This is a genomic window from [Leptolyngbya] sp. PCC 7376, from assembly GCF_000316605.1.
In the GTDB taxonomy this organism is placed as follows: domain Bacteria; phylum Cyanobacteriota; class Cyanobacteriia; order Cyanobacteriales; family MRBY01; genus MRBY01.
Window position 1 is genome coordinate 5,109,914 of sequence record NC_019683.1, and the last position, 16,037, is coordinate 5,125,950.

Consider the following 16,037-nt stretch of genomic DNA (forward strand, 5'->3'; position numbering starts at 1 on the left):
TCACTTTCTATAGATTCTGATTGTTGAGACAATTTCTGCTTTTTTGTGTTAATTAAAAGAGCTTGGAACTTAGCTAAGTGAGTATTTGATCCCAATGTCAGTTTTTGGTGCTGGGGCGATCGCCTGGTCTCTGAGAAGATCGATATTGAGTGGAAGTCGGTAATAACTTTTAGGCCATTGGCTGGTTGGGAATAAGGGATCCATCGCTAAACTGATGGGCAGTGGAAATTTAAGTAGAGAAGAGAATGACTATGTATGAGTACAGAGTGGTGAGCATTTTAAAGATCGTTGATGGTGATACTGTTGACCTCAATATTGATCTGGGTTTTTCCTTATTTAAAAATGAACGCTTTCGCGTCGCAGGGATTGACGCTCCAGAATCTCGGACGCGAGATTTGGCAGAAAAGCGTTTGGGTCTAGAGGCGAAAGACTTTGTCCAGCAGCGGTTAGAGACGGCTGAAACAATTGTGGTTCGCACAGAGAAAGAAGATAAATATGGTCGTTATCTGGGATGGCTCTATCTCGACGGTGAAGAGACTTCTCTAAATGAGCAAATGATTAATGATGGCTATGCTTGGGCCTATGATGGCGGACGCAAAAATAAGGATTTGGCCGCGCTAGAACAACGCCGCCGAGAACTCGGCACTTGGATTGAAGCTAATAATCCAGAATAGCCAACAAGTTTTTTGAATTCCGGGTCGGGCGATCGCCCTTCTAGCATTCCAATAGTTTTTCGAGAAAAATCGCTTTACCGTAAGTCAAGCTTAGACCGTATGACTTCTTGCAAAAGGTCAATTGTAAAACTGGTGGCTACAATCTTGAGTCTAGTCGGGTCAACCTATCCAGATTTTCGGCTATATTTCTACTGGTCGTGATGACTTATAGCCTAGCCCCTATTACAGACAATCTTCTTCACGATAGCTGTTGGAAACCTTACTTGTATGCTTTGCTTCGAAACAACGGCGCTCTAATCCTCGTTATAGTTCTTTTACTCTTGGATTAGCTCGCTACGGATACCAATATATTCATCCACTTTTAACAGACTTGGCTCATCACTTAATTGCCACTAAACCTCATAAGTGGTTCTATTTCCACAGAGGTTTCATCGCTCTATCCCACCTCCAGAACACTTTCTAACCTGCTTGTCATCCCTTGAGCAATAAAAGTTGGGAAACTGGATGATATTTAAGATGTCTCGGCATTATCTGGAAGAACCTTGCTGACTGTTGAGGGTGAAGAAAAAACTGGCTCCTTCATCAATAATTCCTTTGCACCAAATTTTGCCTTTATGGCTTTCGATAATACGTTGGACTATTGCTAATCCTATACCTGTCCCAGAAAAATCTCTTTGATGATGGAGTCGCGTAAAGGGAGCAAATATATTGTCTTGCTGTTTTGCAGAGAAACCAACGCCATTATCACGGATACAAAAATTGCCGTCTTCGAGCTGGAAAAATTCAATTTTAGCCAGCTCTTTGACACTGCTATATTTCCAAGCATTACCCAAAAGATTTTCAAAGGCGATTTTGAGGAGACGACGATCGCCTGAAACAGTTAACTTTGGTTGAATCTCAAGCTGCACATGACGATCTGGATCTTGAACTTGGAGCTGCTCAGTAATGCTTGTGGCGATCGCACTCAGATTAACGGTTTTAAATTCTAATTCGAGATCACGATAAGAGACATTAGCTAGGCGCATTAGATCACTAATCATTTGATCCATTTCTTGACCTGCATTACCAATGATTTCTAATGCTTCTCCCTGCTCATCAGGGGTCATATCATCATCAACTAATAGTTCACAAAACCCTAATATTCGTGTTAAAGGTCGCCTTAAATCATGGGACACCATATAGTTGAATGCTTCAAGATCTTTATTGAGTATTTCTAGTTCTTGATTACGTTTTTTTAGGTTTCGTGTTGTGTCTAAAAGCTTAAGTTGATTATTAACTCGTACGATAACTTCATAGATATCAAATGGTTTATTGATATAGTCTACGCCGCCCGCTGAAAAAGCCTTTGCTTTATCAAGTACATCATTAAGAGCACTGAGGAAAATAACTGGAATATGGGCCGTTTCTTTGTTTGCTTTAAGCTGTGTGCACACCTCATAGCCATCTAGAATAGGCATTTTTATATCTAATAAAATCAGGTCAGGAGGATCAACTGCGATGGCTTGGAGTGCTTGTTGACCATCGAGTACACGACGAACTTCATGCCCTTCTTCACGGAGAATTTCAAAAAGTAGCTGTAGATTCTCTGGGATATCGTCAACAATTAAAATGTCTCCAGTGTATTCGGTGCGAAAAGGGCGCATCATAATGATTCGATGTCATTAATGAGTTTATATTGAGCGTATTCCAGAAAAAATAGGTGAAAATGTATTGCCAAGTATCGGATCGGGACTAGAGATATAACAAATATTTTAGGTCTAATATACTTAATGATATTTTCTAGCAGTAAAACTTTTTCTTTGGTGGGCACCATTACTTATAAATATTAATCGTTTAATTAAATTTCCTAAGGGTTAGTTTAAGTAGATATTAAGCTTAAGAAATTGCTTGATGAGATATCTGAGTATCCTCGTATTGGCAGCTCTATTGATATATTTCTCTCCCGTCCATTTAACACCAAGATACTCCATCAAAACAAATGAAATTTTCGAAATAGTTATTTTGCTACTTCTAGAATAGGTTTTTTGCTACTTCTAAAAAGGTGCATTTCGACACATTTTTACCCATTCTTTAGTGCTTGGATGTATGAGTTCTATCGCTGTTGCATGTAAATGGAGTCGTTGTTTTTGATTGGGTTGCTTGCTATAAAGGCGATCGCCAAGGATAGAATTATTTAAACCTTTGGGGTGAGCGCAGTGGACACGAAGCTGATGAGTGCGCCCAGTAATAGGTTTGAGTTCAACTCGATTTTTGTGGATCTTTTTAAAGTGAGTGCAGCAAGATTTTCCTCGGGCAAAATCAACTTTTTGATGGGGGCGATCGCCAGGATCAGACCATAAGGGTAACTCGATGGTCCCTTCTTTTTGTTGCAAAGGATTTTCCAGAATAGCAGTGTAGAGTTTTGAGATTTGGCGGTGACTAAATTGCTCTTGTAAGTGTTTTTGAGCAGCGGAAGTTTTGGCGAAAATCACTAAACCTGAGGTGTCTTGATCGAGGCGATGGACTAAATATATTTCTGGATAGTCGCGCTTTAAACGACTAAACACACTATCGTAATGGTGACTGCTACGACCAGGTATTGTGGCTAGGCCAGCAGGTTTATTAATCACCAGAATTGTGTCGTCTTCAGAGACGATTTCAAGGGGCAATTCGTCGGTTTGAAGAAGGCTTTCAAAAGATTTTTGGTCAAGACCGGACAGCAGAAATCCCATAATCGGTCGGCATCTTTCTTCGCAGGCGAGATAAAATTCGCCGCCGACTTTGTCATTAAGGTTTTTACCCCACCAAAATTCCGCTAAGGCTAAGGGTTTGAGTTGATGTTTTGCTGCATAATTGAGTAGTTTTGGGGCGCAACAATCCCCTGTTCCCGTTGGTAAGCCTTGAGTTTGCGGCACAAGATCGGCGATCGCCTGAGCATTCCCCGCAAAATTCTTGAGTTGATAGACGCGGTGCATTTGCTTTTGCAGATTTCGAGATAGCTTGCGACGACGTATCCGTAATTGTTCGATTTCACGATCTGCTTTTTTCACAATTTGTTTTAGGTCACCAATTTCCTTATCCCGCTGACGCTTCAGGTGACGTTTTTCTGTACTTTCATCAAAGCTGAGATCATTTAAATCCCTAATTGCTTGCCTTAATGCTTCCCCCTGCAATGTCCGCTGATATTCTTCCCGTTGCCGCTGACGTAATTTTTTGCTGTGGCGATATTGTGCATTAAATTGATCGATTTTGCTTTGCCATTGAGCTGCCAATTTTTTATAGAGAGGACGTTCTGGCATTTTTTCCAACTCTGCAAATCTGACACGAATTTTTTGTAATTCTGCCAAAATTTCCTGTTCCTCTAGCAACATGCGATCGCCGCCATCAATAACAGGGACCCAACCAGGGACATTCTTTTGTCCGTGGAAAAATCCTGAAAATGCCTTGAGATAAAATTTTTTGCCTACGTGATTTTCGACGATCATTACCCCGTACATTTTGCCTTTGAGATTATGGCTAGGGTCTTGGGCGAATTCTTTCATCAACTGACGTGACAACCACTCCGCATGGATCGTACGAGGCAACCGCGCATAGACTTTCGTCATCGGGCAAACACCTTCATACCAATCTGTCACCCCATCTTCTAGCTCAGGTTCAATAAAAGTATGGAGTTCAGTAGTCATTGCCAATTACAAATCAATTCGTTTCGGGAAATCTACTGTACCGCGATCGCCTGCCAGTTTTAGCTCAAGAGGTTTAAAGGATTTGTATGGCTCATCAGTTGTAAGTCTGTTTCAGAAATGCCAGCTGTCTCTAATTGATCAAGAAAGGCTTGGTAACCCTCAATAGGTGAAGGTGCCTGCGATCGCCCTAAATCTGTACTGAGGACAAAATGTTCTGCGCCAATCGTTTTAATGGCTGTAACCATCGCGTCAAACGGCACATTCTCCCAAGCGTCATGATCCGCCTCATCCGCGTTTTTTCCTGCCAAAGTATTAGAATAAGTGATTTCTAAAAATGCACCTTGGTCTGCGAGGATCTGCATTTGTTCTAGGGTTAATCCTGGCACAGTCGCCATCGCGTGGGTCACTAATATTTTCTCAACGCCTAATTGTTTTGCGCCATGCACCACCACCAAAACTTCTTTTGGAGAGACATCTCCTGTGCCTAACACCAAATTGTTTTCTGCGATAAATTCCAGAATCGATTTTGTTTGAGATAACAGGCGATCGCCCCGCGTCACTCGTAGGCCACCTTTGCCTGTATTAAATGTTTTTCGATGGTAGGCTGCATCGATCGTGGGTAACCACACAATTTTGCCACGTCCTTCACCGAGCTTTGCCATCACTTCGACTGCTTTGGGATTAATGCCACCGACCGCTTCATTTAGAACAATGCCCCCGTAAACCTCAATACTCGGAACTGTTTTATGAGTAAGGATGGCGCGATCTGCAGTGGAAGTCACATGATTTTTGAGGACAATGGCTTGCATTTTTGCCTTAGCAGCTTCTTGTACGAGTTCAATATCGTCGTACAATCGCTCTCTTACATCTGGAGCCGAATGCACATGGAATTCGACAGCGCCTTCTAACGTTGCGGCGGCTGCATAATTGCCAAAACACAGTCCATAGGCGATCGCCACATAACCGAATATTTGCAGAAACACTACAAAAATAGACTGAAAGCGGCTTCTCATGATCTCTATGCCCAGAACATTGGTTCTATTTTGACCTAGAACAAACGATCTTGATCCATTACCGTTAACTATCGATAAAGTTGATCCCCTCTAGCCGCTCAATTTGAATCAGTCACAAAATTGCCACAGGAAAACTCGATACAATAGCTAACAGTTTTTCTTTTGGGCATGATGCTGGAATCTCTCAGTCTGCAACTTTATCAACTTCAGCAGTGGGGCGATCGCCTCGTAGATCAGCAATTGACGCACTGGAGTGTGTTGAGTATTTTTCTGGTATTTGGGGCGGGATTACTGACGAGTTTGACCCCTTGTACGCTGTCGATGTTGCCGATCACCATTGGCTATATTGGTGGCGCAGAGGAGAAAACACGCTCCCAAACTATTTTTCAATCGCTGTGGTTTACCGTTGGTTTAGCAACAACATTGGCAGCTTTAGGAATTGTGGCGGCGGGCTTTGGTCAGATTTATGGGCAGATTGGCATTGGTCTACCGATAGTGGTCAGTGCGATCGCCATTGTGATGGGACTAAATTTGCTAGAGATTATCCAGATTCAATTTCCCTCTATTGGCGCAACAGATTGGATTACCAATGATTTGCCGCAAGGAGTGCGTGCTTATCTCGTTGGTTTAACTTTTGGTTTAGTGGCATCGCCCTGTAGTACCCCAGTTTTGGCGACATTGTTGGCTTGGGTGAGTACGACCCATGATTTGGTGCTTGGTGGAGGTCTACTTTTGGCCTATACCCTCGGCTATGTGATGCCTGTGCTAATCGCCGGGATTTTTACCGCCTCTCTCAAAAAACTCCTCTCTTTGCGACAATGGTCGGGCTGGATTAACCCGGTTAGTGGTGCTTTATTAGTGGGCTTTGGCATTTTTTCCCTACTCATTCGCCTGCCCATCGGTTTATCCTAGATAGTCCAGATTCCTCATTGCTTCCCTTATGAAGGGAGGTGGCGAAGCCGGAGGGATCTCAACTCAAAGAACATAACGAAACGACTCAAAACCTTTAGTGCGCAAAGACACCCCATGACGGCATCTGATTCTCCGGCAAACTCAAGTTGGAATACTTTTCCCCAAAAGCTTTGGCGTAAAGGCCTCAAGTGGATTGCAAATCTCAAGTTGGCGATCGCCCTTTTACTTTTAATCGCAGTCTTTAGTATTGCTGGCACGGTCATCGATCAAAATGCTGGTTTAGCGTCTTACCAAGCGAACTATCCCGAAGACCCTGCCCTCTTTGGTTTTCTCACGTGGAAAGTGCTGCTGGGCATGGGTCTAGACCATGTGTACACAACTTGGTGGTATGTGTCGCTGTTGGTGACCTTTGGCGCAAGTTTGGTGGCCTGCACATTCCGCCGTCAACTGCCTGCCCTCAAAGCTGCGAAAAACTGGAATTATTACAGCAAAGCTCGTCAATTTAAAAAGCTTGCCCTCAGTACTGAATTAAACCAAGGTTCCCTTGATACCCTAACGCCATACCTTGAGAAAAAACGCTACAAGATTGCTCGCGAAGGTGAAAAGCTCTATGCAAATAAAGGGATGGCTGGACGGATTGGCCCGATCATTGTGCACATCGGCATGATTGTGACGCTTGTTGGCTCAATTATTGGGGCCTTCGGTGGGTTTATGGCGCAGGAAATGATTCCAAGCGGTGTCAACTTCAAAGTAAATAATGTGTTTGAAGCGGGTCGTTTTGCGAATAGCGATCGCCCGTGGTCGGTGAATGTAAATCGGTTTTGGATTGACTACACACCGAATGGTGACATCGACCAATTTTATTCAGATTTGACGGTCGTTGACGATACGGGTCATGAGTTAGACCGCCGCACCATTTCAGTCAATCATCCGCTGCGTTTTGATGGCATTACCTTCTATCAAACTAGTTGGGCGATCGCCGGGATAAAAGTAAAGCTAAACAATAGCCCGATTTTCCAATTGCCCGTTGCCCAAATCCCTACAAAAAATGGCGCAAAGCTTTGGGGGACATGGGTGCCGACGTCGACGGATATGAGCACAGGTGTTTCCGTTCTCCTACAAGATTTACAAGGTAGTGCCCTCGTCTATGATGCGCAAGGTGAACTGGTGGGTGCTGTGCGAGAAGGTGAGGCGATCGAAGTTGATGGAATTAATCTCAATCTCGTCGAATTGATTGGCAGCACAGGGTTACAGATTAAAGCTGACCCCGGCGTCCCCATCGTTTATACAGGCTTTTTCCTCGTGATGGTCGGTGTGGTGATGAGCTACGTTTCCTATTCCCAAGTCTGGGCACTACAGGACGGCGATCGCTTCTACTTTGGCGGTAAAACCAATCGTGCTCAAGTGACCTTCGAGCGAGAACTCCTCGAAATCATCAACGAAATAGAATCCACCAGCGATAAAACTAAATCCACCACCGCCCAAACGGTTTAGTGATTCCAGTTCCCCCCTTACAAAGGGGGGCTAGGGGGGATCCTCCGCTCGTTGCGAGACCTACTGAAAATCCCTCCGCCTTCGGCACCTCCCTTCGAAAGGGAGGCAATAGTGCTATGAAGACCCCTCAGCGAAATGCTCCCGCAATAGGTCATGGAAAAAACGAAACTCACCGCCAGTCTGTCGGGTTAAACGCAACTCAGAGGTGTACTGAAGGAAAGCGGCATAGTCATGGGGAGTCGCGCCGCTACGCCATAACACCACCCGCAAAGCCAAATGCTGCATCAATGCAAAACCACCACTCAAGAATAGAGGAGCAAGAATTGCCATTGCTTGACTAGCGTTAATGATGTTGGAAATTTCTTCTGGATCAGATATGACATTGGGAAGTAAAGCATTCAGACCCAGCGGTAAAAGACCGGCTAAAACTACACCAAAAATTGTCAGGATAAAGCTGTTTCTGGCAGAGGCAATAATGCCTTGATTGGGTTTTGTTCGGATCGTAATATCACTCTTTAGCCCTCCAATCAGCCCTCCAATCAGCCCGACAATCAGCCCGACAATCAGCCCGACAATCAGCCCGACAATCAGCCCGTAAATCAGCCCGACAATCAGCCCGACAATCAGTTTTTGAAAAAAATCTTTTCGCGCTACGCGCTCAAAAGAAAAGTCAAGAATTTCAATAGGTTCAATATCATCCAGCCCTAAAATCAGCCCTAAAATCAGCCCGACAATCAGCCCGACAATCAGCCCGACAATCAGCCCGACAATCAGCCCGACAATCAGCCCGACAATCAGCCCGACAATCAGCCCGACAATCAGCCCGACAATCAGCCTGTAAAAAAATTTTTGTTGTCTTGTTTGCAACCATGTTTTTGGCTGCATTTGCTCAATTAGAAAAGCTGTTTTATTTTCTGCTTTTAGTTGTTTCGCTAGCCGCCCTAAGTATTGGCGAGTTTGACGACGACTATAGAGAAGTCCACCTTTATGCTCCACCTCATATCGCCTAAACCGCGCCTCGATATAAGCCTCGAAGATTTCCTCAAGCTGAGTTGCTGAGGGTTGATTGGGCAATGCCACCGCCATCACCGTCAACATCAGCGGCGTTTGCGCCAATTCTGCCAGCTTTGCCGATGGTTTGATCACCCGTTCCCAGAGACTCGGCTGTTTAACTGCGGTGAGATACCCTTGAATTTGCCCATCGCTCAGCGGTTGCAACTCCACTGCCCCATTTAGGCTACGTAGCTTATCCTTACCCAGCTCCTGATATTCCTTTTTCCGACAACAGACCACCACCTGCCGATCCGGTTCACTATCCGGCAAAAATTCGTTTAGGCGATCTATACAAGGCGCTAGCCGTTCCCTCAGCTCATCCAAACCATCCAACAACGGCAAAATTTGATGCTGCTTTAGCCACAGTTGCCCCACCTCAAGGGGGACATAATATTCCTCCTTTAACTGCGCGACCAACCATTCCTCGATGGACTGTTTATTCTCCTTCCAGTTCGATAGCTCAAAAATAATCGGTACAGGTGCTTGCTCATCTGCCTCTGCTGTCGCGAGCAGTTCCTGAGCCAGTTCTAATAAAGTCGTTGTTTTCCCCGACCCCGGCGCACCGAGAATAAAGAGTCGTCCATTCTCCCGCTGAAAGACATCGATCATCTTTTCTTGGGGTGGCAACTCTACAGGATCTTCTTTAGGACGAGTCAATAAGCGTAAAGGATTTAAACTCTGCAACTGCGCTAAATAATCCCGTTTCGCTGTCTGAGATGGTTCTTCTGGTTTTGGTTGCGGTGGCACATAGATACCCACTTCCTCAGGACGAGAGTCATACTCTAGTGCAATGAGCTGATCTTTTTCCAGCACATCCCGCCGACGTTTTCCTAGCTTGATTTGGAACGCTTTTAATAACTTGGCGCGACTCCCAGATAGATCTGCTGAAGATGCCACAGTCTCAGAAGGAGTAGATTTATTCCATATCCCCCGCCAAGTCTCCATAATCGAAGACACGACCTTTAGCTGCTTATCAAAAAAGGTCAACACACCAGCGATCGCCGCACCAACGACAGTAATACCTGTGATTACAGCCTTCGGATTTTCCATTATCCAAGCCCAAAGATCTTGAATACTTCCCGGTATTTGGATTTCAAGCAACAGAGCTAGAGCAGAAGTGAAGGACATTAAAAGCAAACAGCAAAATTTCCTGTCATTGTACTTGTTGTCATTTAGTGTCGCTAGATCCCCGACTTCTTTTACTAGGCTCAACAGTTAAATTGCTCTTACATTACAGAAGTCGGGGATCTGAACCCTCAAAGCCGAATCCAAAAACCTGCGCTATAACTCCGGTAAGAGCTTGTGGAGTTATCGGAAAATGAGCTATCCAATCCAATGCCAGTGCGGTTGTCTAAAAGGCAAACTCACCAATCCTAAAGCAACCCATCGTCTCAAATGTTATTGCAAAGATTGCCAAGCCTTCGCCCATTTCCTCGGTAAAGGTGGTGATGTTTTGGATAGTCAGGGTGGCACCGATATTGTCCAAACTCACCCGAAATACCTTTCTTTTTCTGAAGGCATCGAAAATCTCGCCTGCATGAAACTCAGTGAAACGGGTCTATTGCGGTGGTATGCATCCTGTTGCAACACTCCGATTGGCAATACCCTTCCCAACCATAAACTGCCATTTATTGGCATAGTCCATAACTGCTTAGAATCGAGCGAAACCAGTCTTGACAAAGCTTTTGGAGAAAAATCCTGTTATGTCAATACCGATGCTGCTATCGGGGAACCGAAACCAAAATCGAAAGGTTTATTTATCACTATCGCCCGAAATCTACTGATGGTTTTCAAAGGAAGATTGGACGGTAGCTATCAACAAAATCCAATGTTTGATGCAGCATCTGGAGAGGCGATCGCCACCCCAACGGTTCTCAGTTCAGAAGAATACGAGAAACTCATGTCCACCGAATCATGAATAGCGATGAAATAGATGCGGGTTTAGCACCCACTGCAAATTATCAATATGCTCAGAAAGTTGGGGCGCAACTATTTGTGGCGGGACAAGTGCCCCATGATAGTGTGGGTAACCTTGTGGGGATTGGCGATCGCCCGGCTCAGGCTAGGCAATGTCTGCAAAATCTCCGCACCTTAATCACATTGCATGGTTTTTGTAAAACTGATATTCGCAAACTCACGGTTTATGTAGTGGGCAATCCACAGGATTTGGCGGACACGTGGCAAATTGTAACGGCGTGGTTTGAGGATAATGTGCCGCCCGCTACGCTGTTGGGAGTTGCGGCTTTAGGATACGAAAATCAGCTGGTCGAAATCGATGCAACTATTATTCAGACAGCAGAGAATTAATCGTGATGGCAGCAAACATAACAAATCGAGTTGCCCTTGTGACAGGCTCAACCTCTGGTATCGGGAAGGCGATCGCCGAACGATTAGCAGCAGAGAATTTCACTGTGGTTTTTCACTCCAAATCTTCAGTGGAGGCTGGTGAAAATCTTGCGAGTACTTACCCGAATGCAACTTATTTTCAGGCGGATTTAGCAGATCAAAACCAGACTCGTGCGCTTATCCAAAAAGTTATTGCTCGCTATGGCCGTCTTGATGTGTTGGTGAACAATGCAGGTACCACTGCAACTATTCCCCATGCCGATCTGAAAGCGGCAACACCGGAAATTTGGCGGAACATATATGAAGTGAATGTCATTGCCCCTTGGACTTTAATCACCGAAGCAGAAACCGCCTTACGTCAAGCTTCTACGCCAGACTGCCCCAGTTGTATTGTGAATATTAGTTCCCATGCAGGCATCCGTCCGAAAGGAGCGTCAATTCCTTATTCGGCAAGCAAGGCGGCGCTAAACCACATAACAAAACTCCTTGCCCTGAACTTGGCTCCTGAAATTCGAGTCAATGCGATCGCCCCCGGTTTAGTCGATACACCGATGAGTAAAAATTGGGCAGCCGCACGGGAACTCTGGGCTAGGCGATCGCCAATGGGTCGTGGTGCACAGCCAGAAGAAATTGCCCAAGTCGCTTTTATGTTGATCACGAGTCACTACATTACGGGCGAAATTATGCTTTCCGATGGCGGACTCAATCTCACATAAATATCTGCATTTACGAAGACGAGGTAGCTTGTGCTGGAATTAGACCACATTTTTATTTTGACCCAAACCGATGCCCCCGAAGCCGATGCCGTAATGGATTTGGGCTTTCTCGAAGGCTCTCGCAATACTCACCCCGGCCAAGGTACAGCCAATCGTCGCCTCTTTTTCAATAATTTAATGCTGGAATTTCTATGGGTTCGAGATGCGGCAGAAACCCAAACAGCCAACATTGCCCCGATAGAATTTCTCGCTCGCTCTAACTATCGTCAGAGCGGTTATTCGCCCTTTGGTCTTGGGTTACGATACGCGCCGAAAATCGATGCTCAAAATGTAGATTTACCGTTTGAAACTTGGGAGTTTCGACCACCCTATTTACCGCCTCATTTGAAATTTGATATTGCGCTCACCTATCCCCATGAACCTTTGATTTTTGTGATGCCTTTTCACTCGACACGTCCAGATGCTGCCCCTTCTGAAAAACGTCAACCTCTGGAGCATCCTAATAATCTCCGAGAAATTAGTGAGGTGTCGATTGTTTTGCCGCAAGATAAAGCTTTATCGCCAGCATTACAGATGTTGCAAGAGCTGAATTTCGTCGGTTTTGAGCAAGGTCAAGAGCCTTGTTTAACGCTTACATTTGATAATTTAGCGCTGCATAAAATAACTGGTTTTCAACCGCAACTGCCATTGATTTTCCGCTATTAATCTCTCTCTTTTGAAAAATTATCGATGATAAAAATAATGAATAGACTTAGATTTTGGCTTTTTTAAATAACTCGTTAATTGTGAAATTCAGCTTGGGAAACAAACTATCTTGAATTGGCTGATCATTTTGATAAGTCATCGGCGCAGAATCTGGCGCGAAAATCGTTAAACTGCGTTGGCGATCGCTCACAATCCAGACCCTTGCTACGCCAGCCGCAAGACAATCGAGAGCTTTTTGAGCCATCTCATCAAAAGATGGACCCGGCGACGAAATTTTCAACACTAACTCTGGCGAAACTAAAAAAGCCCCACCATTGAGGTTTATCACGGACAATTTTGCTTCAGAGAAATAAGATTAAGTGACATCTGGGACTAAGAATCAATCATGTCCACTCAGCCCTTGCATTCACAGGCAATACAACCTTCAGACAAACCAACAAATTTCGTAAGAGCTAGGAAATGAAAAGGCTGAGTTGGGGTTGTTTTCATAAACGATGCTTAACAACCGATTCTAAACTCTTCTTCCATCAACATTTTTCAGAAAGTGGGAACAGAGACCATGAGCTTGGCATAATTACTGCTCAAATCTTTGGGTGTCTTTCGTCCCATGATAAGCTGCTAAAAAATATATTTTTTAGCAGCTTATCATGGGTATGGTCTGTTGTCAACAGGCAAACTATCTTTGCATAAGTGCTTTGATTCGTTGATATCGTTCTTGACGTGTAAGCCCTCTCGGTGTTTTACAAGTGATGACACAGGGTTCAATTGCAATACTGTTCTTTGCATGCCTGAAGTTAGACAGAAGCAATGTATTTCCTGGGTCGAGAGTTTGATAGAAACTAAATTCAGTTTTATAAAAGAGTTGGGCTTCCATAGAGTTCTTCTAAGATGTTACAGAACTGTATTGCATCTTGCCTTTTGAATCTAAAGACGTAACCGTCTTCTCCGGGGCCTAGGCTTGATTCACTAATGTATTCCATTTTGATTATATCGCGATAATATTCAAAAGCATCATGTACTGATGTGAGGAACAGAATTTGAGTGGCCGAGCCATGGGGACAGTACTGTATAGCAAGGTGGCAAACATACCACACTAACCATTGCCCAATAGGGTTAGCGGATCGATAGCTACGGGAAACAGCTTCTAGGTTGAGGATTTCTACGAATTCTACTTGTTCCGGAGGGTCTGGGTATAAAGCAAATTTGACTAAACCCAGCAGAGAGCTACGATGTTCAATCTTAAGCATGCCTTCATAATATTCCTCTTCTAAGCCTGCAAATAATTCTGTCCAATTACATTGCCAATTCTTCGGCATATCATCCTGGTTTGCTTTAGAAATAACAGCAAAGTCATTTTGATTAAATTGATTGATTACGTTAACTCGAATGGTTGGTGTGATGTCCATTAAATTGAAATCGGGAATTGGCTCCAATGTGAATTTTGATGCGGTGAGTCATGGTTGACCATGGGTTAAAATCAGACTTTACAAATAATTGCACTTTTTCGGCGATCGCCATGACCCTAAGTCTCTACAACAACCTCAATCGACGCTCCGAACCCTTTGAACCCGTTGAACCGGGTAAGGTGCGGATGTATTGCTGTGGCATCACGGTTTATGACTATTGCCATTTGGGCCATGCGCGTACTTGTATGAGCTGGGATGTGGTACGCCGTTATTTGCAATGGTCTGGCTACGACGTGAAATATATTCAGAATTTCACTGATATTGACGACAAAATTCTCAACCGCGCCCGTAAAGAAGATAGCTCTATGGAAGCGGTGTCCGATAAGTATATAGATGCCTATCACGAAGATATGGCGGCATTATCCATTCAACCAGCTGATGAATATCCCCGCGCGACCCACTGCGTCCATGGCATTCAGAAATTAATCCAAGATCTAGAGACTAAGGGATTTGCCTATGCTTCCAAGGGGGATGTTTATTATTCGGTGCGGAAATTTGAGGAGTATGGCAAACTATCTGGCCGCAAATTAGACGATATGCAAGCCGGAGCCAGTGGCCGCGTTGATGATCAAGATCCCGAAGCACCTAAGAAAGAAGATCCTTTTGATTTTGCGTTGTGGAAAGGAGCAAAAGAAGGAGAGCCAGCTTGGGATTCCCCTTGGGGTAAAGGCCGTCCCGGTTGGCATATCGAATGTTCGGCCATGGTGCGCGATCGCCTCGGTGAAACCATTGATATCCATGTGGGCGGCAGCGATTTGATGTTCCCCCACCACGAAAACGAAATTGCCCAGTCCGAAGCCGCCACAGGTCAGCCTCTCGCAAAATACTGGATGCATAGTGGCATGGTGAAAGTTGGGGGTGAAAAAATGTCCAAATCCCTCGGCAACTTCATTACTATCCGCGATTTGTTGAAAACCCATGACCCGATGGCAGTAAGGTTATTTATCTTGCAGGCTCACTATTCTAAGCCCCTTGATTTTACGGATGAGGCATTGCAAGCTGCGACTAAAGGTTGGGAAACACTGAACGAAGCATTACTCTTTGGTGAACAGCTTAATACCGATGGCATTACTGCTGATGATGGCATTCTCCAGAAGTTTAAGGACATTGTTGATAAAGACCTCAATTTCTCTGGGGGTTTAGCCGTGCTATTTGAATTGGCGAAGGAACTCGTCAAAGAAAAGAATATTTTGGTGCATGAGGGTCAATTTAAACAACATCCCGAAATCTTGGCGACGGTTTGGTTAACGCTCAAAGAATTAGCCGATGTTCTCGGTTTTGTTGCCACTGAAAAAACAACAGAAACAACTGATGGTTTAAACGATGCGGAAATTCAAGACCTTATTCAACAGCGTCAAGATGCCCGCGCCAATAAGGATTATGCTGAGGGCGATCGCCTGCGAGATCTTTTGGTGGACAATAACATCATCTTGATTGACAAACCCGGCGGCTTAACCGAATGGCGTCGTGGCTAAACGAATCAAATAGGCTTGCAGAGTAGGGCGGAAACGATGACGCAATTTTTTCAATTTGAGCAGGATTTTATTCAGTCGATGCGCTGTATACCGATGGTAATGCGCTATAAGCTCGATTCTTCCGGCGTCAAAATGAAATTGGAGCACTGGGGCAAACTCGACGATGCCGAAAAGCAAAGGTTTGTTGACATGCCTTGCGGTACTGCTGAGGAGGCACAAGCCTATCACCATGCTTTGCAAACTCTCATCGAAACGAAGAGCGGCGCAAAAGCAAAAGTCCTAGAGATTCCATCTAATCCCCTCTGGAAACAAACTGATATTCCCGTGCAAGTCCTTGAAAAGGCTGAGTCTTGTGATGTCGAAATTTCAGCAGCGCAGTGGCAAGGTTTAACGGATTTACAACGGTTTGCATTGATTAAGCTGAGTCGCCCTAGTCATGAGAACCATAATTTTGTGCCAGCTCTAAAAGAATTTGGTGTGATTTCGTGAGGCGATCGCCAAAAACTGAACTACATTGAATA

The 16,037-nt window shown here is 44.6% G+C and carries 15 protein-coding genes; 9 read left to right on the top strand and 6 right to left on the bottom strand.

What is annotated here, in order from left to right:
- Positions 1 to 269: 269 nt before the first annotated feature.
- The gene (locus LEPTO7376_RS22995; protein ID WP_216700271.1) at positions 270 to 674 is read left to right on the top strand and encodes a thermonuclease family protein; all 405 of its coding nucleotides are present in this window, start codon (positions 270 to 272) and stop codon (positions 672 to 674) included.
- 527 nt (positions 675 to 1,201) lie between these two features.
- Here LEPTO7376_RS22995 and LEPTO7376_RS23000 read toward each other — a convergent pair.
- The 3 genes from LEPTO7376_RS23000 to LEPTO7376_RS23010 form a co-directional block, all read right to left on the bottom strand.
- Positions 1,202 to 2,320, bottom strand: a complete 1,119-nt coding sequence (locus LEPTO7376_RS23000) for a response regulator (RefSeq protein ID WP_015136386.1) — start codon at positions 2,318 to 2,320, stop codon at positions 1,202 to 1,204.
- Positions 2,321 to 2,707: 387 nt separating this feature from the next.
- Positions 2,708 to 4,336, bottom strand: a complete 1,629-nt coding sequence (locus tag LEPTO7376_RS23005) for an RluA family pseudouridine synthase (RefSeq protein WP_015136387.1) — start codon at positions 4,334 to 4,336, stop codon at positions 2,708 to 2,710.
- 59 nt (positions 4,337 to 4,395) lie between these two features.
- Positions 4,396 to 5,349 (bottom strand): DUF6282 family protein, encoded by a 954-nt coding sequence (locus tag LEPTO7376_RS23010; RefSeq protein ID WP_015136388.1) that lies wholly within the window; start codon positions 5,347 to 5,349, stop codon positions 4,396 to 4,398.
- A gap of 171 nt (positions 5,350 to 5,520) precedes the next feature.
- Between LEPTO7376_RS23010 and LEPTO7376_RS23015 the strand changes: the two genes are divergently transcribed.
- Together LEPTO7376_RS23015 and LEPTO7376_RS23020 are read left to right on the top strand one after the other, a co-directional pair.
- Positions 5,521 to 6,261 (top strand): cytochrome c biogenesis protein CcdA, encoded by a 741-nt coding sequence (locus LEPTO7376_RS23015; RefSeq protein ID WP_015136389.1) that lies wholly within the window; start codon positions 5,521 to 5,523, stop codon positions 6,259 to 6,261.
- A gap of 114 nt (positions 6,262 to 6,375) precedes the next feature.
- Complete coding sequence (locus tag LEPTO7376_RS23020) at positions 6,376 to 7,755, top strand: cytochrome c biogenesis protein (protein ID WP_015136390.1); 1,380 nt, start codon at positions 6,376 to 6,378, stop codon at positions 7,753 to 7,755.
- A 114-nt stretch (positions 7,756 to 7,869) separates the two neighbouring features.
- Here LEPTO7376_RS23020 and LEPTO7376_RS23025 read toward each other — a convergent pair whose 3' ends face one another.
- The gene (locus tag LEPTO7376_RS23025; RefSeq protein ID WP_015136391.1) at positions 7,870 to 9,936 is read right to left on the bottom strand and encodes an NACHT domain-containing NTPase; all 2,067 of its coding nucleotides are present in this window, start codon (positions 9,934 to 9,936) and stop codon (positions 7,870 to 7,872) included.
- Positions 9,937 to 10,126: 190 nt separating this feature from the next.
- Here LEPTO7376_RS23025 and LEPTO7376_RS23030 point away from each other — a divergent pair, with 190 nt between their 5' ends.
- Genes LEPTO7376_RS23030 through LEPTO7376_RS23045 form a run of 4 tightly spaced genes read left to right on the top strand, consistent with a single transcriptional unit; the run spans position 10,127 to position 12,575 of the window.
- Positions 10,127 to 10,726 (top strand): DUF6151 family protein, encoded by a 600-nt coding sequence (locus LEPTO7376_RS23030; RefSeq protein ID WP_015136392.1) that lies wholly within the window; start codon positions 10,127 to 10,129, stop codon positions 10,724 to 10,726.
- Complete coding sequence (locus LEPTO7376_RS23035) at positions 10,723 to 11,115, top strand: RidA family protein (protein WP_015136393.1); 393 nt, start codon at positions 10,723 to 10,725, stop codon at positions 11,113 to 11,115. Before LEPTO7376_RS23030 ends, LEPTO7376_RS23035 begins: the two co-directional genes overlap by 4 nt.
- A 5-nt stretch (positions 11,116 to 11,120) precedes the next feature.
- The gene (locus LEPTO7376_RS23040; protein ID WP_015136394.1) at positions 11,121 to 11,870 is read left to right on the top strand and encodes an SDR family NAD(P)-dependent oxidoreductase; all 750 of its coding nucleotides are present in this window, start codon (positions 11,121 to 11,123) and stop codon (positions 11,868 to 11,870) included.
- A gap of 30 nt (positions 11,871 to 11,900) precedes the next feature.
- The gene (locus LEPTO7376_RS23045; RefSeq protein WP_015136395.1) at positions 11,901 to 12,575 is read left to right on the top strand and encodes a VOC family protein; all 675 of its coding nucleotides are present in this window, start codon (positions 11,901 to 11,903) and stop codon (positions 12,573 to 12,575) included.
- Positions 12,576 to 12,621: 46 nt separating this feature from the next.
- On the opposite strand, the gene LEPTO7376_RS23050 is transcribed toward LEPTO7376_RS23045, so the two are convergent.
- Both LEPTO7376_RS23050 and LEPTO7376_RS23055 read right to left on the bottom strand, forming a co-directional pair.
- The gene (locus tag LEPTO7376_RS23050; RefSeq protein WP_051188852.1) at positions 12,622 to 12,903 is read right to left on the bottom strand and encodes a Uma2 family endonuclease; all 282 of its coding nucleotides are present in this window, start codon (positions 12,901 to 12,903) and stop codon (positions 12,622 to 12,624) included.
- A 523-nt stretch (positions 12,904 to 13,426) separates the two neighbouring features.
- On the bottom strand, positions 13,427 to 14,008 hold the full coding sequence (locus tag LEPTO7376_RS23055) for a hypothetical protein (RefSeq protein WP_160148563.1): 582 nt from the start codon (positions 14,006 to 14,008) through the stop codon (positions 13,427 to 13,429).
- 83 nt (positions 14,009 to 14,091) lie between these two features.
- Between LEPTO7376_RS23055 and cysS the strand changes: the two genes are divergently transcribed.
- Positions 14,092 to 15,516, top strand: coding sequence for a cysteine--tRNA ligase (cysS, locus tag LEPTO7376_RS23060; RefSeq protein ID WP_015136398.1), 1,425 nt, complete (start codon positions 14,092 to 14,094; stop codon positions 15,514 to 15,516).
- 36 nt (positions 15,517 to 15,552) lie between these two features.
- The gene (locus LEPTO7376_RS23065; protein WP_015136399.1) at positions 15,553 to 16,005 is read left to right on the top strand and encodes a nitrate reductase associated protein; all 453 of its coding nucleotides are present in this window, start codon (positions 15,553 to 15,555) and stop codon (positions 16,003 to 16,005) included.
- Positions 16,006 to 16,037 lie beyond the last annotated feature (32 nt).

Excerpts from the sequence above, each read along its gene's own strand:
- LEPTO7376_RS23025 (WP_015136391.1), bottom strand. The coding sequence starts at position 9,936 with ATGTCCTTCACTTCTGCTCTAGCTCTGTTGCTTGAAATCCAAATACCG.
- LEPTO7376_RS23020 (WP_015136390.1), top strand. The coding sequence starts at position 6,376 with ATGACGGCATCTGATTCTCCGGCAAACTCAAGTTGGAATACTTTTCCC.
- LEPTO7376_RS23005 (WP_015136387.1), bottom strand. The coding sequence starts at position 4,336 with ATGACTACTGAACTCCATACTTTTATTGAACCTGAGCTAGAAGATGGG.
- LEPTO7376_RS23000 (WP_015136386.1), bottom strand. The coding sequence starts at position 2,320 with ATGATGCGCCCTTTTCGCACCGAATACACTGGAGACATTTTAATTGTT.
- LEPTO7376_RS23010 (WP_015136388.1), bottom strand. The coding sequence starts at position 5,349 with ATGAGAAGCCGCTTTCAGTCTATTTTTGTAGTGTTTCTGCAAATATTC.
- LEPTO7376_RS23030 (WP_015136392.1), top strand. The coding sequence starts at position 10,127 with ATGAGCTATCCAATCCAATGCCAGTGCGGTTGTCTAAAAGGCAAACTC.
- LEPTO7376_RS23035 (WP_015136393.1), top strand. The coding sequence starts at position 10,723 with ATGAATAGCGATGAAATAGATGCGGGTTTAGCACCCACTGCAAATTAT.
- cysS (WP_015136398.1), top strand. The coding sequence starts at position 14,092 with ATGACCCTAAGTCTCTACAACAACCTCAATCGACGCTCCGAACCCTTT.
- LEPTO7376_RS23065 (WP_015136399.1), top strand. The coding sequence starts at position 15,553 with ATGACGCAATTTTTTCAATTTGAGCAGGATTTTATTCAGTCGATGCGC.
- LEPTO7376_RS23040 (WP_015136394.1), top strand. The coding sequence starts at position 11,121 with ATGGCAGCAAACATAACAAATCGAGTTGCCCTTGTGACAGGCTCAACC.
- LEPTO7376_RS23015 (WP_015136389.1), top strand. The coding sequence starts at position 5,521 with ATGCTGGAATCTCTCAGTCTGCAACTTTATCAACTTCAGCAGTGGGGC.